25 protein-coding genes are annotated in these 20,268 nt (G+C 66.2%); 19 read left to right on the top strand and 6 right to left on the bottom strand.

Annotated elements, in window-relative coordinates:
• Positions 1 to 98: 98 nt before the first annotated feature.
• Positions 99 to 626, bottom strand: a complete 528-nt coding sequence (locus HYV14_12435; GenBank protein MBI2386808.1) for a hypothetical protein — start codon at positions 624 to 626, stop codon at positions 99 to 101.
• 151 nt (positions 627 to 777) lie between these two features.
• Here HYV14_12435 and pruA point away from each other — a divergent pair, with 151 nt between their 5' ends.
• The 10 genes from pruA to HYV14_12385 all read left to right on the top strand — a co-directional run bounded on the left by pruA (position 778) and on the right by HYV14_12385 (position 9,190).
• Entirely contained in the window at positions 778 to 2,412 is a 1,635-nt protein-coding gene (gene pruA / locus HYV14_12430; protein ID MBI2386807.1) for an L-glutamate gamma-semialdehyde dehydrogenase, read from the top strand.
• 183 nt (positions 2,413 to 2,595) lie between these two features.
• A complete protein-coding gene (locus HYV14_12425) occupies positions 2,596 to 2,973 on the top strand; it encodes a hypothetical protein (GenBank protein MBI2386806.1) in 378 nt (125 codons plus the stop codon).
• 37 nt (positions 2,974 to 3,010) lie between these two features.
• The gene (locus HYV14_12420) at positions 3,011 to 3,535 is read left to right on the top strand and encodes a hypothetical protein (protein ID MBI2386805.1); all 525 of its coding nucleotides are present in this window, start codon (positions 3,011 to 3,013) and stop codon (positions 3,533 to 3,535) included.
• A gap of 13 nt (positions 3,536 to 3,548) precedes the next feature.
• The gene (locus tag HYV14_12415; protein ID MBI2386804.1) at positions 3,549 to 3,893 is read left to right on the top strand and encodes a hypothetical protein; all 345 of its coding nucleotides are present in this window, start codon (positions 3,549 to 3,551) and stop codon (positions 3,891 to 3,893) included.
• A gap of 38 nt (positions 3,894 to 3,931) precedes the next feature.
• Positions 3,932 to 4,660 (top strand): hypothetical protein, encoded by a 729-nt coding sequence (locus HYV14_12410; protein ID MBI2386803.1) that lies wholly within the window; start codon positions 3,932 to 3,934, stop codon positions 4,658 to 4,660.
• A 7-nt stretch (positions 4,661 to 4,667) separates the two neighbouring features.
• A complete protein-coding gene (locus HYV14_12405; protein ID MBI2386802.1) occupies positions 4,668 to 5,789 on the top strand; it encodes a hypothetical protein in 1,122 nt (373 codons plus the stop codon).
• A 118-nt stretch (positions 5,790 to 5,907) separates the two neighbouring features.
• Positions 5,908 to 6,423 carry an ORF6N domain-containing protein gene (locus HYV14_12400; protein MBI2386801.1) on the top strand — a complete coding sequence of 172 codons (516 nt, stop codon included), beginning with the start codon at positions 5,908 to 5,910 and terminating at the stop codon, positions 6,421 to 6,423.
• A 110-nt stretch (positions 6,424 to 6,533) separates the two neighbouring features.
• The gene (locus HYV14_12395; GenBank protein MBI2386800.1) at positions 6,534 to 7,913 is read left to right on the top strand and encodes a hypothetical protein; all 1,380 of its coding nucleotides are present in this window, start codon (positions 6,534 to 6,536) and stop codon (positions 7,911 to 7,913) included.
• Between the two features lie 59 nt (positions 7,914 to 7,972).
• Positions 7,973 to 8,251, top strand: a complete 279-nt coding sequence (locus HYV14_12390; protein MBI2386799.1) for a hypothetical protein — start codon at positions 7,973 to 7,975, stop codon at positions 8,249 to 8,251.
• A gap of 66 nt (positions 8,252 to 8,317) precedes the next feature.
• The gene (locus HYV14_12385) at positions 8,318 to 9,190 is read left to right on the top strand and encodes a DUF808 domain-containing protein (GenBank protein ID MBI2386798.1); all 873 of its coding nucleotides are present in this window, start codon (positions 8,318 to 8,320) and stop codon (positions 9,188 to 9,190) included.
• On the opposite strand, the gene HYV14_12380 is transcribed toward HYV14_12385, so the two are convergent.
• The 5 genes from HYV14_12380 to HYV14_12360 all read right to left on the bottom strand — a co-directional run bounded on the left by HYV14_12380 (position 9,153) and on the right by HYV14_12360 (position 12,740).
• A complete protein-coding gene (locus HYV14_12380; protein ID MBI2386797.1) occupies positions 9,153 to 10,013 on the bottom strand; it encodes a bifunctional 5,10-methylenetetrahydrofolate dehydrogenase/5,10-methenyltetrahydrofolate cyclohydrolase in 861 nt (286 codons plus the stop codon). The genes HYV14_12385 and HYV14_12380 overlap by 38 nt on opposite strands.
• On the bottom strand, positions 10,010 to 10,936 hold the full coding sequence (locus HYV14_12375; GenBank protein MBI2386796.1) for a 2-dehydropantoate 2-reductase: 927 nt from the start codon (positions 10,934 to 10,936) through the stop codon (positions 10,010 to 10,012). The genes HYV14_12380 and HYV14_12375 overlap by 4 nt, the downstream gene beginning before the upstream one ends.
• A gap of 99 nt (positions 10,937 to 11,035) precedes the next feature.
• Positions 11,036 to 11,257, bottom strand: a complete 222-nt coding sequence (locus tag HYV14_12370) for a hypothetical protein (protein ID MBI2386795.1) — start codon at positions 11,255 to 11,257, stop codon at positions 11,036 to 11,038.
• 175 nt (positions 11,258 to 11,432) lie between these two features.
• Complete coding sequence (locus tag HYV14_12365; GenBank protein MBI2386794.1) at positions 11,433 to 11,690, bottom strand: helix-turn-helix domain-containing protein; 258 nt, start codon at positions 11,688 to 11,690, stop codon at positions 11,433 to 11,435.
• A 96-nt stretch (positions 11,691 to 11,786) separates the two neighbouring features.
• The gene (locus HYV14_12360) at positions 11,787 to 12,740 is read right to left on the bottom strand and encodes a hypothetical protein (GenBank protein MBI2386793.1); all 954 of its coding nucleotides are present in this window, start codon (positions 12,738 to 12,740) and stop codon (positions 11,787 to 11,789) included.
• Positions 12,741 to 12,844: 104 nt separating this feature from the next.
• On the opposite strand from HYV14_12360, the gene rpsF reads away from it, so the two are divergent.
• The 9 genes from rpsF to HYV14_12315 are packed head-to-tail and all read left to right on the top strand — an operon-like array spanning position 12,845 to position 20,179.
• A complete protein-coding gene (rpsF, locus tag HYV14_12355) occupies positions 12,845 to 13,198 on the top strand; it encodes a 30S ribosomal protein S6 (GenBank protein MBI2386792.1) in 354 nt (117 codons plus the stop codon).
• A gap of 3 nt (positions 13,199 to 13,201) precedes the next feature.
• On the top strand, positions 13,202 to 13,627 hold the full coding sequence (gene ssb / locus HYV14_12350; protein ID MBI2386791.1) for a single-stranded DNA-binding protein: 426 nt from the start codon (positions 13,202 to 13,204) through the stop codon (positions 13,625 to 13,627).
• Complete coding sequence (locus HYV14_12345; GenBank protein ID MBI2386790.1) at positions 13,627 to 13,962, top strand: 30S ribosomal protein S18; 336 nt, start codon at positions 13,627 to 13,629, stop codon at positions 13,960 to 13,962. Before ssb ends, HYV14_12345 begins: the two co-directional genes overlap by 1 nt.
• Positions 13,963 to 13,986: 24 nt before the next feature.
• A complete protein-coding gene (locus HYV14_12340) occupies positions 13,987 to 14,433 on the top strand; it encodes a 50S ribosomal protein L9 (GenBank protein MBI2386789.1) in 447 nt (148 codons plus the stop codon).
• A 15-nt stretch (positions 14,434 to 14,448) separates the two neighbouring features.
• The gene (gene dnaB / locus HYV14_12335; protein ID MBI2386788.1) at positions 14,449 to 15,855 is read left to right on the top strand and encodes a replicative DNA helicase; all 1,407 of its coding nucleotides are present in this window, start codon (positions 14,449 to 14,451) and stop codon (positions 15,853 to 15,855) included.
• Positions 15,855 to 16,961 (top strand): alanine racemase, encoded by a 1,107-nt coding sequence (gene alr / locus HYV14_12330; protein ID MBI2386787.1) that lies wholly within the window; start codon positions 15,855 to 15,857, stop codon positions 16,959 to 16,961. Before dnaB ends, alr begins: the two co-directional genes overlap by 1 nt.
• Positions 16,958 to 17,749 (top strand): ABC transporter permease, encoded by a 792-nt coding sequence (locus HYV14_12325; protein ID MBI2386786.1) that lies wholly within the window; start codon positions 16,958 to 16,960, stop codon positions 17,747 to 17,749. The genes alr and HYV14_12325 overlap by 4 nt, the downstream gene beginning before the upstream one ends.
• 49 nt (positions 17,750 to 17,798) lie before the next feature.
• Positions 17,799 to 18,602 carry an ATP-binding cassette domain-containing protein gene (locus HYV14_12320; GenBank protein ID MBI2386785.1) on the top strand — a complete coding sequence of 268 codons (804 nt, stop codon included), beginning with the start codon at positions 17,799 to 17,801 and terminating at the stop codon, positions 18,600 to 18,602.
• Complete coding sequence (locus HYV14_12315; GenBank protein ID MBI2386784.1) at positions 18,602 to 20,179, top strand: MCE family protein; 1,578 nt, start codon at positions 18,602 to 18,604, stop codon at positions 20,177 to 20,179. Before HYV14_12320 ends, HYV14_12315 begins: the two co-directional genes overlap by 1 nt.
• Positions 20,180 to 20,268 lie beyond the last annotated feature (89 nt).

Below are 20,268 nucleotides of genomic sequence, written 5' to 3'. Positions count from 1 at the left end.
GCCGAAGGCGACGATCCTGGCCGCCCCCCGCGGGGGCGGCCATTCCGTTGGGGGGCAATGCCGTTGAAGCCTTTAAATCCGACTACTTGCTCACGTTCCTAGCGCCAGATCAGCCGGCCGAGCAGGCCGAGCTGGCCCAGCCCGACGACGAAGCACGCGTATCGCAGCAGGCGCTGCTTGCGCCAGGCCACGCGCGCGTTCTCCACGATCTGGCCGACGACGTCCTCGTAGTACGGCGTCGCGGTGATGCCTCCGCCGAGGTACTTGTCCAGGCGGAAGATCAGGTCGCCGTGGCTGTACTTGACCAGGTCGTCGACCGTGATCAGGCTGTCCTCGGCGCGCATCTTCTCCCGGCGCGGCTCGAGGAACTGCAGCCACGGGGGCAGGCGCCTCAGGGGGGTGAAGGCGAACACCCCGAGCGGCAAGGCCGCGGTCAGCGCCGCGAGCGCGAGCACTCCCGGGGCGCCGACCGGGAGCAGTATCCGCAGGAACGCCAACTCCGCCGCCGCGAACGCGGTGATGCCGCCGATGCGCAGGTCGGCCGAGTCCACCTCGTGGCGCATGCTTTCGAGTATGAGCCAGAGACGCCTTTCGGGCTCGGGGGTCAGGTGGGCGGAGACGCTCATCGCCCGGATTGTAACGGCAAAACATAAGTTTGTCCACCCGCGTGGGCATTTACTACTGATAATCACTGTTCCCGGGAATAGTGATTATCAGTAGTGAATCGCCTTGCCCGCGGTCAGGGCCGCGGCCGGTTTTTTGTGATATCATCCCGCCATGAACTCTCGATCCTTCATCCCGACCCCCGTCAATGAGCCCGTCCTCTCCTACGCGCCCGGCTCCCCGGAGCGCGCCAAGTTCTTCGCCCGCCTCAACGAGATGAAGGCGAAGAAAGTCGATATTCCCCTATATATCGGAGGCGAAGAGGTCCGGACTGGGAAAAAAGTCGAGATCCGTTCTCCGTACGATCACGAACAGCTTCTGGGCAAATTTCACATGGGCTCCGCCGCCGATACCAAGAAAGCCATCGCGGCGGCCCTAAAAGCAAAGAAAGATTGGGCGCGCATGCCCTTCCAGGACCGCGCCGCCATCTTCCTCAAGGCCGCCGACCTGCTGGCCGGCGACTGGCGCTGGACGCTCAACGCGGCCACCATGCTCTGCCAGTCCAAGAACCTCTATCAGGCCGAGATCGACTCCGCCTGCGAGCTCATCGACTTCCTGCGCTTCAACCCGAAGTTCGCCGAGGAGATCTATGAGAACCAGCCCAACAGCTCGCGCGGGATGTGGAACCGCATCGAGTACCGCCCGCTCGAGGGCTTCGTCTGGGCCATCACGCCCTTCAACTTCACCGCGATCGCGGGCAACCTGCCCACGGCCCCGGCCCTGATGGGCAACACCGTCGTCTGGAAGCCGGCCACCTCCACGGTCTACACCGCCCACTTCATCATGAAGCTCCTCCTCGAGGCGGGCCTGCCGCCGGGCGTCATCAACATGGTCACGGGACCCGCCGGCGAGATCTCCGACACGATCCTCAACCACCCGGACTTCGCGGGCGTGCACTTCACCGGCAGCACCCCCGTGTTCCACTCCATGTGGAAGACGGTCGGCGAGAACATCTCCAAGTACAAGGGCTACCCGCGCCTCGTCGGCGAGACCGGCGGCAAGGACTTCGTGCTCATGCACGAGTCGGCCGATCCCGACGCGGTCGCCACCGCCCTCGTGCGCGGCGCCTTCGAGTTCCAGGGCCAGAAGTGCTCGGCCGCCTCGCGCGCGTACATCCCGGCCAACCAATGGCCCAAGGTGCGCAAGGCCCTTAAGGATATGTTGGCGACCGTGGAAGTCGGCTCTCCGGAGGACCCCGGGAACTTCGTCAACGCCGTCATCGACAAGCGCGCTTACGAGGGCATCGTGCGCTACATCGACGCGGCCAAGAAGGTCAAGGGCAACAAGATCGTGTGCGGCGGCACCTACGACTCCTCGAAGGGCTATTTCATCACGCCGACGGTCATCGAGTCCGCCGACCCGAAGAGCCTGACGATGTGCGAGGAGGTCTTCGGGCCGGTGCTCACCATCCACGTCTACCCGGAGAAGAAGTGGAAGGAGACCTTGGCGCTCGTGGACCAGACGTCGCCCTACGCCCTGACCGGCTCGGTGTTCGCGCGCGACCGGCGCGTGATCCTGGAGGCCGAGCGGGCGCTCGAGCACGCGGCGGGCAACTTCTACATCAACGACAAGCCCACCGGGGCCGTCGTCGGCCAGCAGCCGTTCGGCGGCGGGCGCGCGTCGGGGACGAACGACAAGGCGGGGTCTTTGACCAACCTGATGCGGTGGGTGTCTCCGCGCACCATCAAGGAGACCTTCGAGCCGCCGAAGAACTTCCGGTATCCGTTCATGGCCCGCGACGTGGCGTAGGTCCCGGACCGGCCGGAGTCCCCTTCACCGCTTCGGCGGGGGAGGGGGCTCTTCTTTTGGGGTCGGGCCCTCCCCGAGCTTTACCGCCAGCAGCTGGACCCCGGCGCGGGTGTATCCGATATCCATGGCATTTAATCGGTTCCGGCTGTACAATTCCAAAGATCGACTATGAGGAAACTTTGGATGGCTGGTCTGATCCTCGTCGCCGGCGCGTTCGCCTGCTCTCGTCCGGACGACGGCGCGCGTGCGCCGAGCGATCCCCGCCTGCAGAAGCTTTTCGTCCAGGGAAGCTCCTATGGTCATAAGATCGAGATTTACGCCGACGACCACCGGATTTGGAGCGATGAATTCACGGACCGGTCCGCCCCCGCGTTCGAAGGGGAGGTCCACGCGCTTCCGTTGCCTCCGGAGTTGCCCGCTCGCGTGAGTATCCTCGGCGGCCCTTATAAGAAGGATTTCACGGTGGATTGGACCAAGGGACAACAAATCACCATCCGATTCGCGAAAGACGGCAAGATCCTCGTCACTCAGTTGAAGGGAACGAAGACGACGAACCTTTGATGCGGCCGCCGCGGCGCGGCGTCGGCTGGAGGCGAACATGATGCTCGGCATGAGTTTTATTGTCCCGCTGCTTCTCTCGGCCGCGCCTTTGACGGCGCAGCAGACCGCCGACATCAGTCCTTGCAGCGGCAAGACGGTGGCCGGCGTGTGGGAGATCTACGACTTGTTCCCGGGCACCGAGGATCTGACGGGGCGCAACAGATACCAAGCCTATCGATTCCTCGAGAACGGGACTTTTTCGCGGATCGCGAACAGCGCGCCCATCCCGCGGGAGATGCTCGCGACTTTTTCCAAAGCGAACATCGTCTCGCGCGACACCTACCAGATCGAACAAAGCGGCGTCATGTCGATGCGATTCCCAGGGATAGAGACGCCGGACGTCGCGAGCTGCAGTCTGACGAAGAAGGCGACGGAAACGCGGTTGAGGGGCCGCGTCGTGCGGCACGGGAAAGGGGACATGGTCCTGACGTATTTCGACCGAGCGGCGAACCCGCGCTTTCAGCTGTATTTGAAGCGAGCCGCCGCCCCGGGCAAGGCGAAAAGCGAGGCGAAGGGCCGGTAGCGGCGCCCATCCCGTGACCCCAGCCATCGAGGCCGAAGTCACTTTTCTCAAGACCGAGGAAGGCGGCCGCGCCGTCCCGCTCCGCCTCGAGCCCGGCAGCCCCTTCTACATGCCCCACCTCGTCGTGGGCGACCCGAAGGCGAAGAGCCCGTCCGGGACCCTCCTCGGCGTGGCCTTCCGCCGCGCGCCGCTCCAGCTGGCTCCCGGCGACACGGCCACGGTCCGCATGGACCTGATGTATCACCCCCAGGTCGACTACCGGGAATTGACGCCCGGCGCGACCTTCACGGTGCGGGAGGGGCCGAAGATCGTGGGCCGCGGGAGGGTGCTAAAAAGGGAGGACAGCGGCGCCCTTTAGCCGTCCAAAAGCCCGCCCGAAATTGTTAGCCTTCGGGCATGAGAATAGCGCTCGCCCTCGCGTTGCTGTGCCTGCCGCTGTCGTCGTCCGCGTCTCTGCGTCTCCCCGCTTTCAAAGCCCTGGCGTCGGCCGGCGCCTGCCCGCGCGTCGAGCCCTCGCACGTCGGCAACACGCAGGGGTACGCCGACGGCTTCTCCTCGGGCAAGTGCTATGTCTCGATCGGCTCGATGCTCGTGACCGACCTGATCTACCGGAGCTACGGCTTCTTCAGCAACGGCCTGCTGATGGTCTTTAATTCCTACGGCGACGGCGAGGACAACAACCCCAACCTGACCTCGGCCCGCGAGTTCTACTTTTTTCCACGGACCGGAGCGTTGTCCCTTGAAATGGACAAGACGGCCGGCACCGTGTCCGTGGTCATGGCCGACGGCGGGCGCGTGGTCATCGACCCGGCTACCTCCCAGATCGCGTCGCTCGATCGCGGCTCCGTCGTGGTCGCGCCCCGCATCGACCCCGCCGACCGCGGAGGCGTGGAGATCACGAGCTATCAAGGACTCATGCTCGACGCCGGCTTCCGCATGGGCGAGTCGCCGGCCGGGCGCCCGAAGGCGGACTCGACCTTCCGCGACGCCTTCGGCCACCTGTGCACGGTCAAGAATACGGAGATATTCGCCTACGCCAACGGCGACCACGAGCTCAAGCACACTGACGCTCAGCTCTCCGCGTTCCTGAAGACCCGCTGCCCCAACATCACGCCCGGCTTCTAGCCCCGCGATGATCGCCGGCCCCTACGACCTCACGCCCGAGCTGTTCTACACCGTGGTCGTGCAGACCTTGGACTCCTGGCGCGTGATCTTGCGCGGCGTCGAGCGCGCCCCGGGAGGCGGGACCCCGGCGGAGATCGTCGCTGGCGTCCTTCGGCGCAACGCCGGGCCGGTCCTGCGCGCGGGGCACGGCCATTTCTGGCCGATGTGGCCCTCGGACTTCGCCAAGGCCTTCGCCGGGGCCTGGGGCGTGCTGGGCGAGGAGTACCTGCGCGGCCAGGTCGCTCTCATGACCTCCGAGTCGGCGCGGCTCGGGCGCGTGACCAGCTGCTTCCGGCCCGGGAGAGGCTTCGACATGCCCTGGTGGCGCGGGGACAACCTGCCCTGGCTCGTGTGGTGCTGGGCCGAGATCAAAGAGAGGACGGGGCGCGGCCCCGACGCGGAGCAGCTCGCGGCGCTGCAGGGCCTGCTCGACTCCTATGAAGGGAAGCACCTCGAGCTCGGGGGCCTCGTCTCGCGCCGGGTGACCGGGGATTGGGTGGACACCATACGCCGGCCCTCGTCGACCTACAACAACCTGTGCGTGCTGATGATGCTGCGCCGCGGCGCGTCTATCGGTCTGAAGCCGGGGATGGACGCGGACCAGTTCGCCGCGCGCCTGCTCGCCGACCGCTGGCGGGGGGAGTGCTTCCGGGATCACGCCGACACCGAGGCGATGAGCGTGGACGCCGCCGTCGCGGCGCTGTACCTGCGCTCCTATGGCCCCGAGATCCTGAACAAGGCGGCCGACCGTCTCGCCGCCGAGAAGCTCGACGAGCCCTGGCCCATGCGCTGCGCCTTGGGCGAGTACGACCCGGCGACCGTCCCTTGGCTCACGCGCTTGGCGGGGGGCTATCACCGCGCGCATTGGCTCCACCTGGGGCTGATGTGGCTCAACGGCCTCAAGAAGCTGGGGCGGGACACGGCGAAGGGGCGGGCGGCGGTGGAGGCCCTCATCGCGCGCCACGGCCATGTCCTGGAGGCCGTGAACGCCGACGGGACGCCCTATACCTCGTTCTTCATCTCCTGCGAGCGCGGCCTGTCCATGGCCGCGGGCCAATACCTGGAGCTGATCGAGGCGCGGAAGCCGTAAAGGGATGAGGTTGCAATTTGCAACCTCATATGAGGTCGCGAAATGCGACCTCATCCATGCGGTCCCAGATTTCGCCGCATTCCCGCCCGGCATGCAACTTTTTCGCCTTCTCAATCGTATGATAAGGGTGGAGCATATCACGACTGATCTTGAACGGCACATCATACCGGTCAGAGGCTTACGGGTCATGCTCGATGAGGACCTGGCGCGCATCTACGGGGTCTCGACGAAGCGACTTAATCAGCAGGTCCGCCGTAATATTCACCGGTTCCCGCGCGGATTCCTGATTGAATTGACTCCGGATGAGGCTTGGTCGATGCGGTCACAATTTGTGACCGCATCACGACGCAATTTCCAGTACCGGCCTTTCGCGTTCACGGAGCATGGAGCAATAATGCTCGCGACAGTCCTCAACACCCCGGTCGCCGTCGAGGCCAGCGTACGGGTAGTGCAGGCCTTCGTGAAGATGCGCGAATTGCTCTCAACGCACGCCCAACTCCAGAAGAAGATGGACGAGCTCGAACAACGCGTCGGGACCCACGACGGCCAGCTGCAGGAGCTTTTCGACGCCATCCGCCAGCTGATCACTCCGGCGTCCCGTCCCCGGCGCAAGATCGGCTTCAAGCCGTCCTGAGAGGCGGGATTCCACCGGTGGAATATTGTGGATAACCCCGCTGATGGACCCATCGCCCGACGGGACCTAGGACCCTGGGAGGGCCCCCGCGCAACCGCTACTCTTAAGGCGTGAAGAAGATAGCGGCGTTGATCGTTGCGGCGGCCTTGCTCCCGTCCTCGTCCTGGGCTCAGGTCCGCGGCGGCGTCTCCGCCACGACCGGCCTCGGCACCGTCGCGGCGCCGACGCCCGTCCTCGCCGCTCCCGCGCTGCAGCTCGCGCCCTCGGCGCTGACCGCCGCGTCGCTGTCTCCGGCGCTCGTGGCGCCCGCCTTAGCCGTCGCCGTCAAGCCCGCCGCCGCCGCGCCGGATAAGATTGCGCCCGCGGCCCTGGCCGCGATCAAGCCCGCCGCCGCCAAGCCGGAGAATCCCGGCTCCGAGCAGGCCCGCGCCGCCGGAAACGCCTTGTTCGACGGGACCGGCCTGTCGGCCCCCGCCAGCGGCGACGGCCCGGCAGTGCCCGCCTCCGCGCCCGAGGACCGGCGCTCGAGCGGCCTCAGCCCGCCCAGCGACGCCGAACTGGTGGCAGCGTACCGCCAGGCGGCTCCCAAGTCCGGGGCGGTGGAGACCTTCGGACGCGACTTCGTCGGGATGGCCGCCGGGGCGGTGCAGAAGTACACCTTCATGGGAAGCTACTTCCTGGAAGGCCTGAAGTCCCAGCCTCTCGCGATCTACCGCGCCGCCTCCGATTTCATCTCGACCCACGACAAGCGCGAGGACGCGCCCTCCCGCCGGTTCATGGAGCTGCTCGGGCGCTGGAACGCGTTCCGGGACCACGGCCAGGAGAAGCTCATCGCGATGAAGATCGCGATGATGAAGCGCCTCGGCCAGACCGTGCCCCGCAACCTGCCGCCGAGCCCGATCCCGGGCGGGGAGTACTGGGACATGGCCGCGGGCATGAACGCGCAGGGCTTCATCCACCGCGAGCTCGAGCCCGGCACCCGTTACTCGTTCTTCGACTACTCGCCCTTCGTCGTGTCTTATCTCAACACCGCCGCCGAGCTGGCGGGCGCGAAGAACGCGGCCGCCGTCGAGGCCGACCTGCTCCAGCTCAAGCGCCCCGCCAAGCCGCTCGCGGTCCTGCGCACGAAGAACGCGGTGCACTACGTCCCCGGCTTCGACAAGAAGCTCGAGACGATGACCGACTGGATCGCGCCCGGCGGACAGCTGATCATCCAGAACGACCCGAACCCCGAGCAGCGCTCGGTGATCATCGGGAAGCACGGACCGCTGATCCGCCGCCTGATCGCTGAGGGCTGGGCGTTCGAGTACGGCTTCTCCGGAAGCCCGGGGGAGTGGGGCGGCTATGCCCTCGACACCATCACCTTGACCCGGCCCGCGCTCGCCTTCGAGAAGACCGCCGCGGAAGCCCAGCGCGAATGGTCCTCGTACGAGCGGGCGGTGCAGTACCTCGAGAAGCGCTTCGACCCTTTCGCCGGCCTCTTCCGCTAGGCCGGTGATTTTCATAATTCTCTAATCACGCGGCCGCTATCGCCTGTTACGCTCAAGTCATGAGCGACAACCCGACCGGCCCCATCACCAGCCCGAAATCCTCCCTCTGGCTGCCCCTCGTGAGCCTGGCGCTGACGGTCGCCGCCTTCGGCCTGCGCGCCCCGCAGCGAGTCGCCCGCCTCGACATCGGCCGGGCGGCGCGGGTCGCGGTGCTCGAGTTCGACGCGAGCATCCGCTACGAGCCCGTCGTGTTCGCGGGTCAGTCCGGCGACCGGCTCATCGCCGCGCACCGCGTCCTGGACGAGGTCGTGAGCCGTCACCTCGTCGCCCTCAGATAGAGAGAGGCGGTCCCCCGCCGGCTATCCTTGAGGATAGCCGCGTTTTGGTAGACTGACCGCCCTCGCATGGCCACCAGCCTCCTCGCGCTGCTCGACGACATCACCACCGTCCTCGACGACGTCTCCATCCTCGCCAAGGTCGCGGCCAAGAAGACGACGGGCGTCCTCGGCGACGACCTGGCGCTCAACGCGCATCAGGTGGCGGGCGTCCACGCCGACCGCGAGCTGCCCGTGGTGTGGGCCGTGGCCAAGGGTTCGTTCAAGAACAAGGCCATCCTCGTGCCCGCCGCGCTCGCCGTCAGCGCGCTGGCGCCGTGGGCCATCACCCCGCTGCTGATGATCGGCGGCCTGTACCTGTGCTACGAGGGCTTCGAGAAGATCGCGCATCGGTTCCTCCATACGGCCGAGGAGGAGAAGAAGGAGCGCGAGGCGCTGGTGAAGGCCCTGACCGACCCCAAGGTGGACCTCGTCGCCTTCGAGAAGGACAAGATCGCGGGCGCCATCCGCACGGACTTCATCCTGTCGGGCGAGATCATCGTCATCACCTTGGGCGCGGCCGCCGGCTCATCCCTTCTCGTGCGCGCCGGCGTGCTGACGGCCGTCGCGGTGCTGATGACCGTGTTCGTCTACGGCTTCGTCGCGGCCATCGTCAAGCTCGACGACGCCGGCCTGCACCTGAGCAAGAAGAAGGGCTCCGCCGCGCTGGGACGCTTCCTCCTGCTGTCCGCGCCCGTGCTGATGAAGACCTTGTCCGTGCTCGGCACCGCGGCGATGTTCCTGGTCGGCGGCGGGATACTGGCGCACGGGCTTGCCTTCCACGCGCCGCATCCCGCGCTGCAGCCCGTGCTCGAAGGCCTCGTCGGCGTGCTGGCCGGGGCGCTGGTCCTGGGCGGCGTGACGCTCAGCGCGTCCGTCGTTCGGCGAGCAGGACGGCGTTAAGCACCGCGCAGGCGGTGGTCACGGGGCCGACGCCGCCGGGCACCGGCGTGATCATCCGCGCGCGCGCGGCGGCGCCCGCGGAGGCGTCCCCCTTGAGCCGGCCGCGCACGACCGTGACGCCCGCGTCGAGCACCACGGCCCCGCGCTTGACCCAGGAGGTCTTCACCAGGCCCGGGACTCCCGCGGCCAGCACGAGCAGGTCGGCCTCGCGGCACAGCGCGGGGAGCCCCTTGGTGCGCGTGTGGGCCAAGGTCACGGTCATGTCGAGCGTCGCGAGCAGGTGCGCGGCGGGGCGGCCCACGGTGGCGGAGCGGCCGATCACCACGGCGCGTCGCCCCGCGAGGGGGACGCCCGCGGCGAGCGCCAGGCGCGCGAGGGCGAGCGCGGTGCAGGGGACGACGAGCGGCGCGGTCTCCTTCCAGGTCTTGGCGAGGAACAAGCTGCCGTAGGCGCCGGGCGTGATGCCCTCGGCGTCCTTGTCGGCGGGGACGGCGGCGGCCGCGTCGGCGGCGGATATCCCGCGCGGGTACGGCGTCTCGATCATGAGCGCGTCGGCCGAGGCGTCGCCGGCGAGGTCGGCCAATAAGCCCAAAGTCTTGGCGCGGGGGCCGGGGGAGAGCCGGTGGACGACGGCCTCGACGCCGGCGGTCTCGCAGGCGCGCAGCTTCGCCTTGAGGTAGCTGCCGGCGGCGCCGTCGGCCGAGGCGACGATGGCCAGGCGCGGGGCGCGTCCGCGCTTGCGGGCCACGGCGGACGCGCGGCGGCGCGCTTCGGCCAGCAGGCGCAGGGACAGCGTCTTGCCGTCGAGGAGCTTCGTGCTCATCGCTTGGCGAGCCTCCGCTCGAGGCGCGAGATCACGGCCGAGAGCATCTCCAAGGTCGGCGCGGGCACCTTGCGGCGCTTGGCGGCGAGCAGCAGGGGGCCGAGGATGGCGCCGGCCTCGGTGCGGCGGCCGGCGGCGAGGTCCTGGAGCATCGAGTTGCGCTGGCGCGGGGCGTTGCGGCAGGAGAGCATGAGCTTGCCCGCCATGTCGGGATAGTCGAGCGCGTGGCCGGAGGCGGCCGCGGCGGCCGCCGCCTCGCTCAGGGCGGCGAGCGCGAGCTCGCGCAGCGCGGGGTCGGACTCGAGGCGGCCGCTCTCCACCGCGCAGGCGGCGCCGAGCGGGTTGACCGCGGCGTTGAAGGCGGCCTTGGTCCACAGCATGCCTTCCTCGGAATCCTTGAGGTGGACGCGGAAGCCCGCGCTCGTCAGCAGGGCCCGGGCGGCCTCGAGGGCCTTCTCGTTGCCGGGGCGGCGGGCGAGGAGGATGTCCTCGCCTCCGTTGAGCTTGAGCGACCCGGGCTCGGAGCGGTCGGCGGCGAAATAGCAGACGCCGATGACGGTGCGCCGCGGCCCGAAGGCGCGCCGGAACACCTTCTCGTGGCCGATGCCGTTTTGAAGGGCGATGACGGGGGTCTCCGGGCCGATCATGCGGCGCGCGGCGGCCGCGGCCTTCCGGGCGTCACCGGATTTGACGCAGAAGAAGGCGGCGGAGGCGGGGGCCTTGAGGCCCCGGGCGACGGCGAGGCCCGTGATGCGCTCGCTGGAGCCGTCCGGGGCGGTCACGGTGAAGCCGGAGCGGGCCAGGCGGCGCTCGGCGGCGGCGTCGCGTCCGAGCACGGCGACCGGGACGCCCGCCCGGCGCAGGCCGGCGGTCAGGGAAAGCCCGATCGCGCCGGGGCCGACCACGAGGACGGGTTCGCTCACGCCCGGATTATGGCAAAAAAAACGACCCCGTATAAAAGAATGACCCCCGGCGCCGTTAGGCGCCGAGGGCCTGCTTCGGCGATCGTTGCGGACGCGTTTTTACGCGTTCACCATCTTCGCGCGGGAGACATCGCCCTTCTTGTCGAGGAAGTACAGGAAACCGGCCTGCTTCTTCACGCCGACCTTGGCGACCTTCTCGGTCTTGCCGCCCTTCTTGCCGCCGCGGGCCATCTTGGCGCGGGACACGTCGCCCTGCTTGTCGATGTAGTAAAGGAAACCCTGAACCCGCTCAACGCCGACCTTCTGAACCTTTTCAGCCATTATAGTGACCTCCGTACAGACGCCGGGATCGATACCCCTGGATCCCTGGGGTGCAACGACGAGAATCTAGCATAGTCTCCGACGGAGATGCAAGGATTTCTCGACGGGGGCTCGACGGGAAAATGACAGGCCCGCCGGAGAGATCCTCCGACGGGCCTGCCGACGGGAAAAAAGCTTATTTCCCGGATTTATCGAACAAAGCGATCTGCGTCTCCTGGGGCATGATCAGGCGTTCCTTCAGCCAGGCGTCCACGAGATCCTTCGAAAAGCGGTACTGGCGGCCGATGCGGGAGGCGGGGATGCGCTTCTGCCGGATGAGCCCGTAGATCTTGGAGCGGCCCATGCTCAAGTACAGCGCGAGGGTCTTGATGTCCATCACGTCGGGCACGGGACCGCTCATGCCGCGCTTCGCCGTTTTTCTCTTCTTTTTCATGAATTGAGCGTTGAACTCTACCGTTTAGAATCGCCTAACACCCTAAGTGTATGTCCTCTATCATCTTCTGTCAAGTATTGCGGAGCCGCTCCCCGCTCAATCGTCCTCCTCTTCCTTGGGCGGCACTCCGCAGGCCGCGTCGGGAACGAAGTGCTCGCGGTACGCCTCGGCCTCGCTGCGGTCCCGGTTGAGCGACTTCTGATACGCCTTCAGGCAGGCCGCGGGACAGCAGCCCTTGACCGTCCGGGCGTCGCAGTTGGGCGCGCGGCGCACGCACACCCCGAACGAGTCGCCGTCGTCGACGCAGGCCTCGAGCGCCGCGAGGCAATCCTTGAATCGGGGACGGTACGGGGCGGAGCTCGACGACGATTTCTTCTTCGCGGCGGGGGCCGGCGCTTCCGGCGCCGCTTCCGGGGACGGTTCGGCGGCGGGAGCCGCGTCCGGAGCGGGCTCTCCGTCCGCCGCGGAGGCGTCCCCGGCGGGAGCGGCGGGCTTCGGCTTCGCTTTTCCTTTCGCGGAGGGCTTGGGCGCGAGCGCCTTGGCCTTGGCGCAGGCGGGCTTCACGCCGAGGCCGCAGGCCTGGCGGTAGTCCTCGTGCGCGAAGCCCTGCTCGCCCTGGCTTTCGTACGCGGCGGCGCGGTCGGCGTACGCCTGCGCGAAGCGGATGTCGATCGCGATCGCGCGGTAGAAATCCCCGATCGCCCTTTGAGTCTCGCGCGCCTTGAGGCGCAGCGCGCCGCGACGGTGGAACGCCTTCGCGTTCTTCTTGTCGATCGCCAGGCAGTCCGAGAGGTCGGTCAGCGCGCCCGCGTCGTCGCCCTGCTTCTCGCGCAGGCCCGCGCGCGCGCACAGGACCTTCGCCTTGGCCGCGCTGCCGTCGTCCTCCTCCCACATCGACAGCGCGTTGGAGTAGGAGGAGAAGGCCGCCTTCGGGTCCTTCTCGCGTTCCTCTCGCGCTCCGCGGGCCGCCCAGGACTTGAACGACTCGGCGCCCGCCGGGAGGGCGGCGAAAAAGGCTATGATGAAAAGGAGAAGCAGGCGCGCGGTCATGGCTTATTAATAGGAAGCGTAACACCGCCTCGCTTTCCCGTCAAGCGCCTCCTCGAAAAATAGCTTGTCATCGACGGGAGCCTTTTGCTATATTGTGGGACATCATGCAGATTTACGAAACCGTTCTCATCCTGAAGCCGGTCCTCGCCGATCCGGAAGTCGCGGAGTTCGTCGAGAAGACCAAGCTGACCATCACCGGCGAAGCCGGGGAGCTGGTCAACCACGAGATCTGGGGCCGGCGGAAGCTGACCCACATCATCGGCAAGGCGCGCGAAGGCATCTATGTGTACCTGAAGTACAAGGGCACCCCCGCGCTCCTCAAGAAGATGGCTCACAATTTCGGCGTCTCCGACACCGTCCTTCGTGAAATGACCGTCTTGGTCCGCGATCGCAAGATGCGCGAGAAGAAGCCCAAGAAGATCAAGCCCGCCGTCGCTCCGGCCGCGGTCCAGGCGTAACAAATGGCCGCGGAGTCGACCCAGCCCGAACAGCAGAACACCGTTCTCCTGACGGGCCGGCTCACTCGCGATCCCGAGCTCAAATACACCGCCAACGGAACGGCGATGTGCCGTTTTTCGTTGGCCATCAACCGCCGGTACAAGGACAAGACCGGCGAGTTCAAGGACGACACGACTTTTGTGAACTGCGTGATCTGGCGCGAGGCGGGAGAGCGCGTCGGAAAGACCGTCAAGAAGGGAGCCCCGGTGCACGTCGAGGGCCGCCTTCGCAGCTACGACTATCAGGACAAGGAAGGCAAAAAGCGCTCCGGCATCGAAGTCGAGGCGCGACGCGTTCAGATTCTTGAGAAAGCCTCGGCGGCCGGTTCTTCCGGCGCCGCGGAGCCGGAGACGTCGGCCGGCGCAGAGATTGAGGAGGTACCGTTCTGATGTCCGCCGAGCCCAACGCCGCCCCGGCCCCCGAGGCCGCTCCCGCTTCCACCCCGTCCGCCCCCGCCGCCGCGGGCGCGCGCCGTCCCAGCAGCAGCGCCCCTGGAGGGCGCCGCGCTCCGTATCCCGTCCGCCGCAAGGTCTGCCGCTTCTGCGCCGAGAAGGTCCGCGACATCGACTTCAAGCAGATCCAGATCCTGCGCACGTTCACGACCGACACGGGCAAGATCCTGTCGGCCCGGATCACGGGCAACTGCGCGTCGCACCAGCGCCAGCTCACCCGCTGCATCAAGCGCGCCCGCAACCTCGCGCTTCTGCCGTACGTTTCGCGCTAAAGATCACGAAGTAGGAGCACCGTCATGAAAGTCATCCTTCGCAGCACCGTCGACAACCTCGGCCGCCCCGGCGACGTCAAGGACGTCAAGACAGGCTACGCCCGCAACTACCTGCTCCCGCGCAAGCTCGCGGAGCTGGCCACCGAGTCCTCCCTCAAGTATTGGGAGAAGGGCAAGGAGAAGCGCGCGGCCCTCGTCGCCGCCGAGGTCAAGGTCGCCAAGGAGCTGGCGGAGAAGCTCGCCGGCGTCAACCTCTCCTTCTCGGTCCCGGCCTCCGAGGAAGGCAAGCTGTTCGGCTCGATCGGCAAGGCCGACCTGCTGAAGAGCCTCAAGGCCGCGGGCTACGAGGTTCCGAAGAACTCGATCAACCTCGAGACCGCGATCAAGACCGTCGGCGAGCACGAGGTGTCCCTCAAGCTCGCGCCCGAGGTCATCGCGAAGGTCAAGGTCAGCGTCACCGCGCGCGAATAGTCAGGGAGACGTCTCATGGCCTTTAAGGCCCCAGATCCGCTAAGAGAAGAACCCAAGGCTATTGAAGCTGAGATGGCTGTGCTCGGCTCGATGCTCATCGAGCGTGACGCAGCCGAACGGGCTCTGGATCTCCTTCACGAAACGGATTTCTACCTTCAGCATCATAAGCACATTTTTCGCGCGATTTTTTCCCTCATCCATGCGAATCATGTTGCTGATGCCGTTACTGTTTCCGAAGAACTAAAGAGAAACCTCAAGTTAGATTCAATCGGCGGCGGTATGTACCTTGCTGAGTTGATTAACAAGGTTACGACAACTGGCCATCTGGAGCATTACGCCAAGTTGGTGAAGGAGAAGGCGATCCTGCGGGATCTCATTGGCGCTGCCACGATCATCATTACTGACTGTCAGACTCAGTTCAAGGAAACTGAGAAAATTCTCGATTCGGCGCAAGCCTCAATCCTTAAAGTTAGTGAGCGGCAGACCCTCAGCGGTGTCATCCATGCCAAGGAAATTGTTCATGAAGTGGTCGAAATCATTGAGAAGGCCGTTCATAGTAAGCAAGCTGTTACTGGCGTCCCGACGGGGCTAAGAGCGTTCGATAGGATGACGACCGGATTTCAAAAGTCCGATCTCATCTTGTTGGCGGCGCGTCCTTCGATGGGTAAGACTGCTTTTGCGCAAAATATCGTGGCACATGCCGTGCTAGAGAAAAATTTGCCAGTCTTGTTTTTCTCGCTCGAGATGAACCGTCATGCGATTATGCAACGATTCATTGCCGCTGAAGCTGGCATCAACCTTAAAGATATTCGTACAGGCTACTTTAAACGAGATCGTTGGCAGGATTTGACCAGTGCTGCTGCCCGTTTTGCGGATGCGCCTCTCTACATCAACGACAATCCTGGCATGACGGTTTTCACTGTCCGAGCGTTGGCGCGACAATTAACTTCTCGTCTGCGACAAGAAAAGAAGGAGCTTGGTATGATCGTTCTCGATTACCTTCAACTCTTGCGCGGAGGGGGCGGACGCCAAGAAAATCGTCAGCAAGAGGTATCAGACATCTCGCGGGGGTTGAAGCAGCTTGCGCGCGAGTTGAACGTTCCTGTTATCGCGTTGTCCCAGCTCTCGCGTGCATCTGAAGATAAAACCCGCCTCGACAACAAGCCGAAGCTTTCTGACCTTCGTGAGTCAGGCTCTCTGGAGCAAGATGCCGACCTTGTTACACTCATCCATCGTGAAGGCTATTACAAGCCTAACGATCCTACACTTGAGAACAAGGCTCAACTGATCATCGCCAAGCAACGGCAGGGTCCGACCGGAACGGTTGATGTGATGTTCATGCGCGATATCACGCGCTTCGTGGACGAAGCTCACGGGGCGGAAGAACCCACTGAGTTCCAGGATACACAGACACAGTTTTGATGCGGCGCTTCTTCCGGCCCACCTGGGCTGAAATCGACCTCGGCGCCCTCGTCGGAAACCTCCGTCTCCTCCGCAAGCGCGTGGGCCCGCGCGTGAAGATCATGTTCGTCGTGAAGGCCAACGCCTACGGGCACGACGCGACTTTGTGCGCGCTCGCCGCGCAGAAGGCCCGCGCGGCGGACTGGCTCGGCGTGTCCTCGGTCGAGGAGGGGCTGGCGCTGCGCTCCGCCGGGGTCAAGCTCCCCATCCTGATCCTCGGCTCCCTATATCCCTTCGAGAGCGTGCTCGCCGCCGCGGCGCACGACCTGACCCCGAGCGTCGCCTCGCTGGAATCGGCCAAGCGCGTGGCCGAGGCGGCCTTGCGCCTGCGCCGCAATATTAATATTCATGTGAAGGTGGATACCGGCATGGGCCGCATCGGCTTGCGTCCGGACGCGGCCCTGGCGCTCGTGCGGGACCTCGCCAAGGTGAAAGGAATACGCGTGCAGGGGCTGTATACTCATATGGCCAAGGCCGAGGACGACCGCCCGTTCACGACGCGCCAGCTGCGCAGCTTCAAGCGCGTGGTCGCGGCCCTTTCCCGCGAAGGCCTGCGCCCGCCCCTCGTCCACGCCGCGAACTCCTCGGCGGCCCTGCGCCATCCCGAGGCCCGCTTCGACCTCGTGCGCCCGGGCCTGGCCGCCTACGGCCTGCTCGACGGCTTCGCTCCCGTCCTGACGCTCAAGAGCAAGCTCGTGTACATCAAGACCGCGCCGAAGGGCGCGACCGTGAGCTACGGCGCGACCTGGCGGGCCAAGCGCGTCTCGCGCATCGCGACCATGCCCATCGGCTACGGCGACGGCTATCCGCGGGCCCTGTCGAACCGGGCCGCGGTCCTCGTCGGAGGCAAGCGCTGCCCCGTCGTCGGCCGCGTCACGATGGACCAGACCATGATCGACGTCACCGGCGTCCCGGGCGCGCGCGTCGGAGGGGACGCCGTCCTCATCGGGCGCCAGAACGGCGGCTTGGTCTCCGCGTCGGAGCTCGCCCGCCTGTGCGGCACGATCCCGTACGAGACGGTCACCTCGCTGTCGAGCCGAGTCCCGCGCGTGGCGGCGCCCTCGTGATCGCGAACGCGGTCGGCGGCTTCGGCAAGTTCATCCTCGAGAGCGCGGAGGAGACCGGCCAGTTCTCCTTCCTGGTCCGCTCGACGATCGGCTGGATGACGACCTATCGGATCGAGTGGCGCCAGACTTTGATCCAGATGGTGCGCGTCGGCGTCGACTCCCTTCCCGTCACCGCGATGACCGCCTTCTTCACCGGCATGGTGCTGGCGCTTCAGACCGGCGCCTCGTCGAAGCACTTCTTCAACGAGCCTTTGTTCGTCGGCACGGTCGTCTCCTTCTCGCTGGTCATGGAGCTGGCTCCCGTGATGACCGCCATCGTCGTCGCCGGCCGGGCGGGCGCGGCGATCGCCGCCGAGCTCGGCACGATGAAGGTCACCGAGCAGATCGACGCGCTGTACACCCTCGGCACCGACCCCATCCGCTATCTCGTCATCCCGCGCTTCATCGCCTTCATGTGCGTCCTCCCGCTGCTCACCGTCGCCTCCGACTTCACCGGCATCTTCGGCGGCTACCTCGTGGCGCACGCGAAGTACCAGATCCCCGCGACGGTGTACTGGCACGACATCGTCGACCAGATGGAGATCCGCCATTTCGTGCACGGGTTCCTCAAGACCTTCGTGTTCGCGGCGGTCGTCTCCCTGGTCTCCTGCTTCAAGGGCGTCACCACCCGGGGCGGCGCCGAGGGCGTGGGCAATGCCACGACCGCGGCCGTCGTCATCAGCATGGTCCTCATCCTCGTCCTCGACTACTTCGCCACCGCGGTCCTCAACGCTTTTGGAATCACATGACCGAGCATAAGCGAGGAAATGGTCGCATCGATCGCCGTGGGACGCGACCATGATCGACGCCTTCGGAGTCGTCAAGCGCTTCGGACCCCGCACCATCCTGCGGGGGATCGACATGAAGGTCGAGACCGGCGAGACGCTCGTCATCATCGGCGGCTCCGGCTGCGGCAAGTCCACCTTCCTCAAGTGCGTCATCGGCCTGCACCACCCCGACGAGGGGAAGATCGTCGTCGACGGCGTCAACGTGGCCGACCTCAAGACCGAGCGCGAGATCGCCGACTACCGCCGCAAGTTCGGCTACCTGTTCCAGGAAGGCGCCCTGTTCGACTCGCTGACGGTCTGGGAGAACATCACCTTCGGCCTGCGCTACCTGACCGACATCGAGCCCGGCAAGTACCGGAAGATCGCCTCGGACTGCCTCGCGCTCGTGGGCCTCAAGGACGTCGAGGACTTCAAGCCGTCGGAGCTCTCCGGCGGCATGAAGAAGCGCGTGGCGCTCGCCCGTGCCATCGCCGCCCAGCCGTCGTACATTTTGTATGATGAGCCCACGACGGGCCTGGATCCGATCATGACGGACGTCATCGCCGACCTGATCCTGGACCTTCAGAAGCAGCTGAAGGTGACCGCCATCGCCGTCACGCACGACATGAAGGCGGCATACAAGGTCGCCAGCCGCATCGCGATGTTCCACGAGGGGAAGGTGCTTCAGGTCGCGCACCCGGAGATCATCCGGATCAGCGATAACCCCTACGTTCGTCAGTTCGTGGACGGCAAGAGTGAAGGCCCGATCAAGATGAAGCTCAAGGAGTTCGAGGCGGAAGGCGCGTCCAACGCGCACACCGTCAAGGCAGCCTGATGACGCTCGAAACGAAAGTCGGCGCGTTCGTGCTGGGAGGTCTGTCGCTCCTCGCCACCGCCATTTTCCTGCTCGGCGACGTCACCTTCGAGAAGCGCTACACGCTCTACGGCCAGTTCTCCGACGTCGCCAACCTCTCCAAGGACGCCCCGGTCAAGCTCTCCGGCGTCGAGGTCGGCCAGGTCCGCTCGATCGAGCTCGTCGACGGCGGCGCGCGCGTCGTCATGTCCGTCCGTAAGGGCGTCGACATCTACAACGACGCCGTGTTCCAGATCGGCTCCACCGGCATCATCGGCTCCAAGTACCTGCAGGTGGATCAGGGCTCCCGCGCCAAGGGCGTCATCCCGGCCAACTCGACCGTCCGCGGCGAGGACCCCGTCTCCATCGAGAAGTCCCTGACCAAGGCGCTCGCCAAGGTCGAGAAGCTCCTCGACAGCATGACCAAGGAAGGCCCCCGCGGCACCCTGGCCGACAACCTGACCGAGACCGTGGCCAACGTCCGCGAGATGACGGCCAACCTCAATGACCTCATCGAGACGACGAAGCCCAAGCTCGAGCGGGCGATGGGCCGCACCGACGACATCACCGAGAAGCTCGACGCCCTGCTCGCGAAGTCGAACACGATGATGGCCAGCCTCAACACCAGCTCCGGCACCATCGGCGCCCTGCTCAACGACCAGAAGATCAAGGACGACGTGAAGGAGACGGTGGCCAGCGTGAAGGAAGCCGCCGGCACCGCGAAGGACGTGTTCGGGCGCATCACGCAGTTCCGGGTGTTCTGGAACTACGACTGGCGCTACGAGCACGCGGTGCGCACCTCGCGCGTGGACCTCGGCCTCAAGATCTCGCCGCGCGACGGCCGCTACTACTACGTCGGCGGCTCGAACCTGGCCAACATCAACGACGAGAAGCGCGGCTCGAAGACGGATTACGCCCGTCCGAACCAGATCGACGGCCTGATCGGCTTCGAGAACGGCTGGTGGGACGTGGGCTTCGGCGTGATCCGCTCCGGCGGCGGCGCGCGCGTGACCCTTACGCCCTTCCACAAGGACCCGATCCTCGGCCGCCTCTCCGTCGCGGCCCAGGGCCACGACTTCGGCCGCAACCGCATCATCGAGGGGCGGCGCTTCTCCAAGCCCGCCTACGACCTGGGCGCGCAGATCAGGGTCCAGAAGCACGTCAGCCTCGGCGGCCGCGTCGAGGACATCGCCGAGGTCCCGCGCTACCAGAGCTGGATCAACATCATGTTCGAGGACACCGACATCGCCTACCTGTTCGGCATGGTCTCCTTCGGCGCCGCCGGCAGCAAGGGCCGGTCGAAGAAGCAGCCGGACCCTCGCCGCGCCCGTCACTTTGCCGCGCGCCGCGGGAAGGCCCAGGGCCTTTTCTTCCGCAGCAAAGCCTCCAACGCGTCGCGGAACACCCCGTCGAGCCTCCCGTTCGGATACTTGTGCCGCATCGCGGCTTGGGCTTCCGTCATGAGCCGGAAGAAGCTTTCGTCGGCGGTGAAGGCGATGCGGACGGCGTGGGGCGGCGCCGGCGCGGGCGTCGGAGGTGGAAGGGCCGGAGACGGATAGGCCGGAGGCGGTGAGGTCGGAGGCGGAGGGGCCGGAGACGGAGGGGCCGGCGCCGGCGATCCCGCGGTCGGCGCGGCGATCGACGGGCA

The sequence above is a fragment of the Elusimicrobiota bacterium genome (assembly GCA_016182905.1).
Taxonomy (GTDB): Bacteria; Elusimicrobiota; Elusimicrobia; order UBA1565; family UBA9628; genus GWA2-66-18.
Note: the sequence above shows the minus strand (reverse complement) of the source record. Positions and strands in the feature narration are given on the sequence as shown.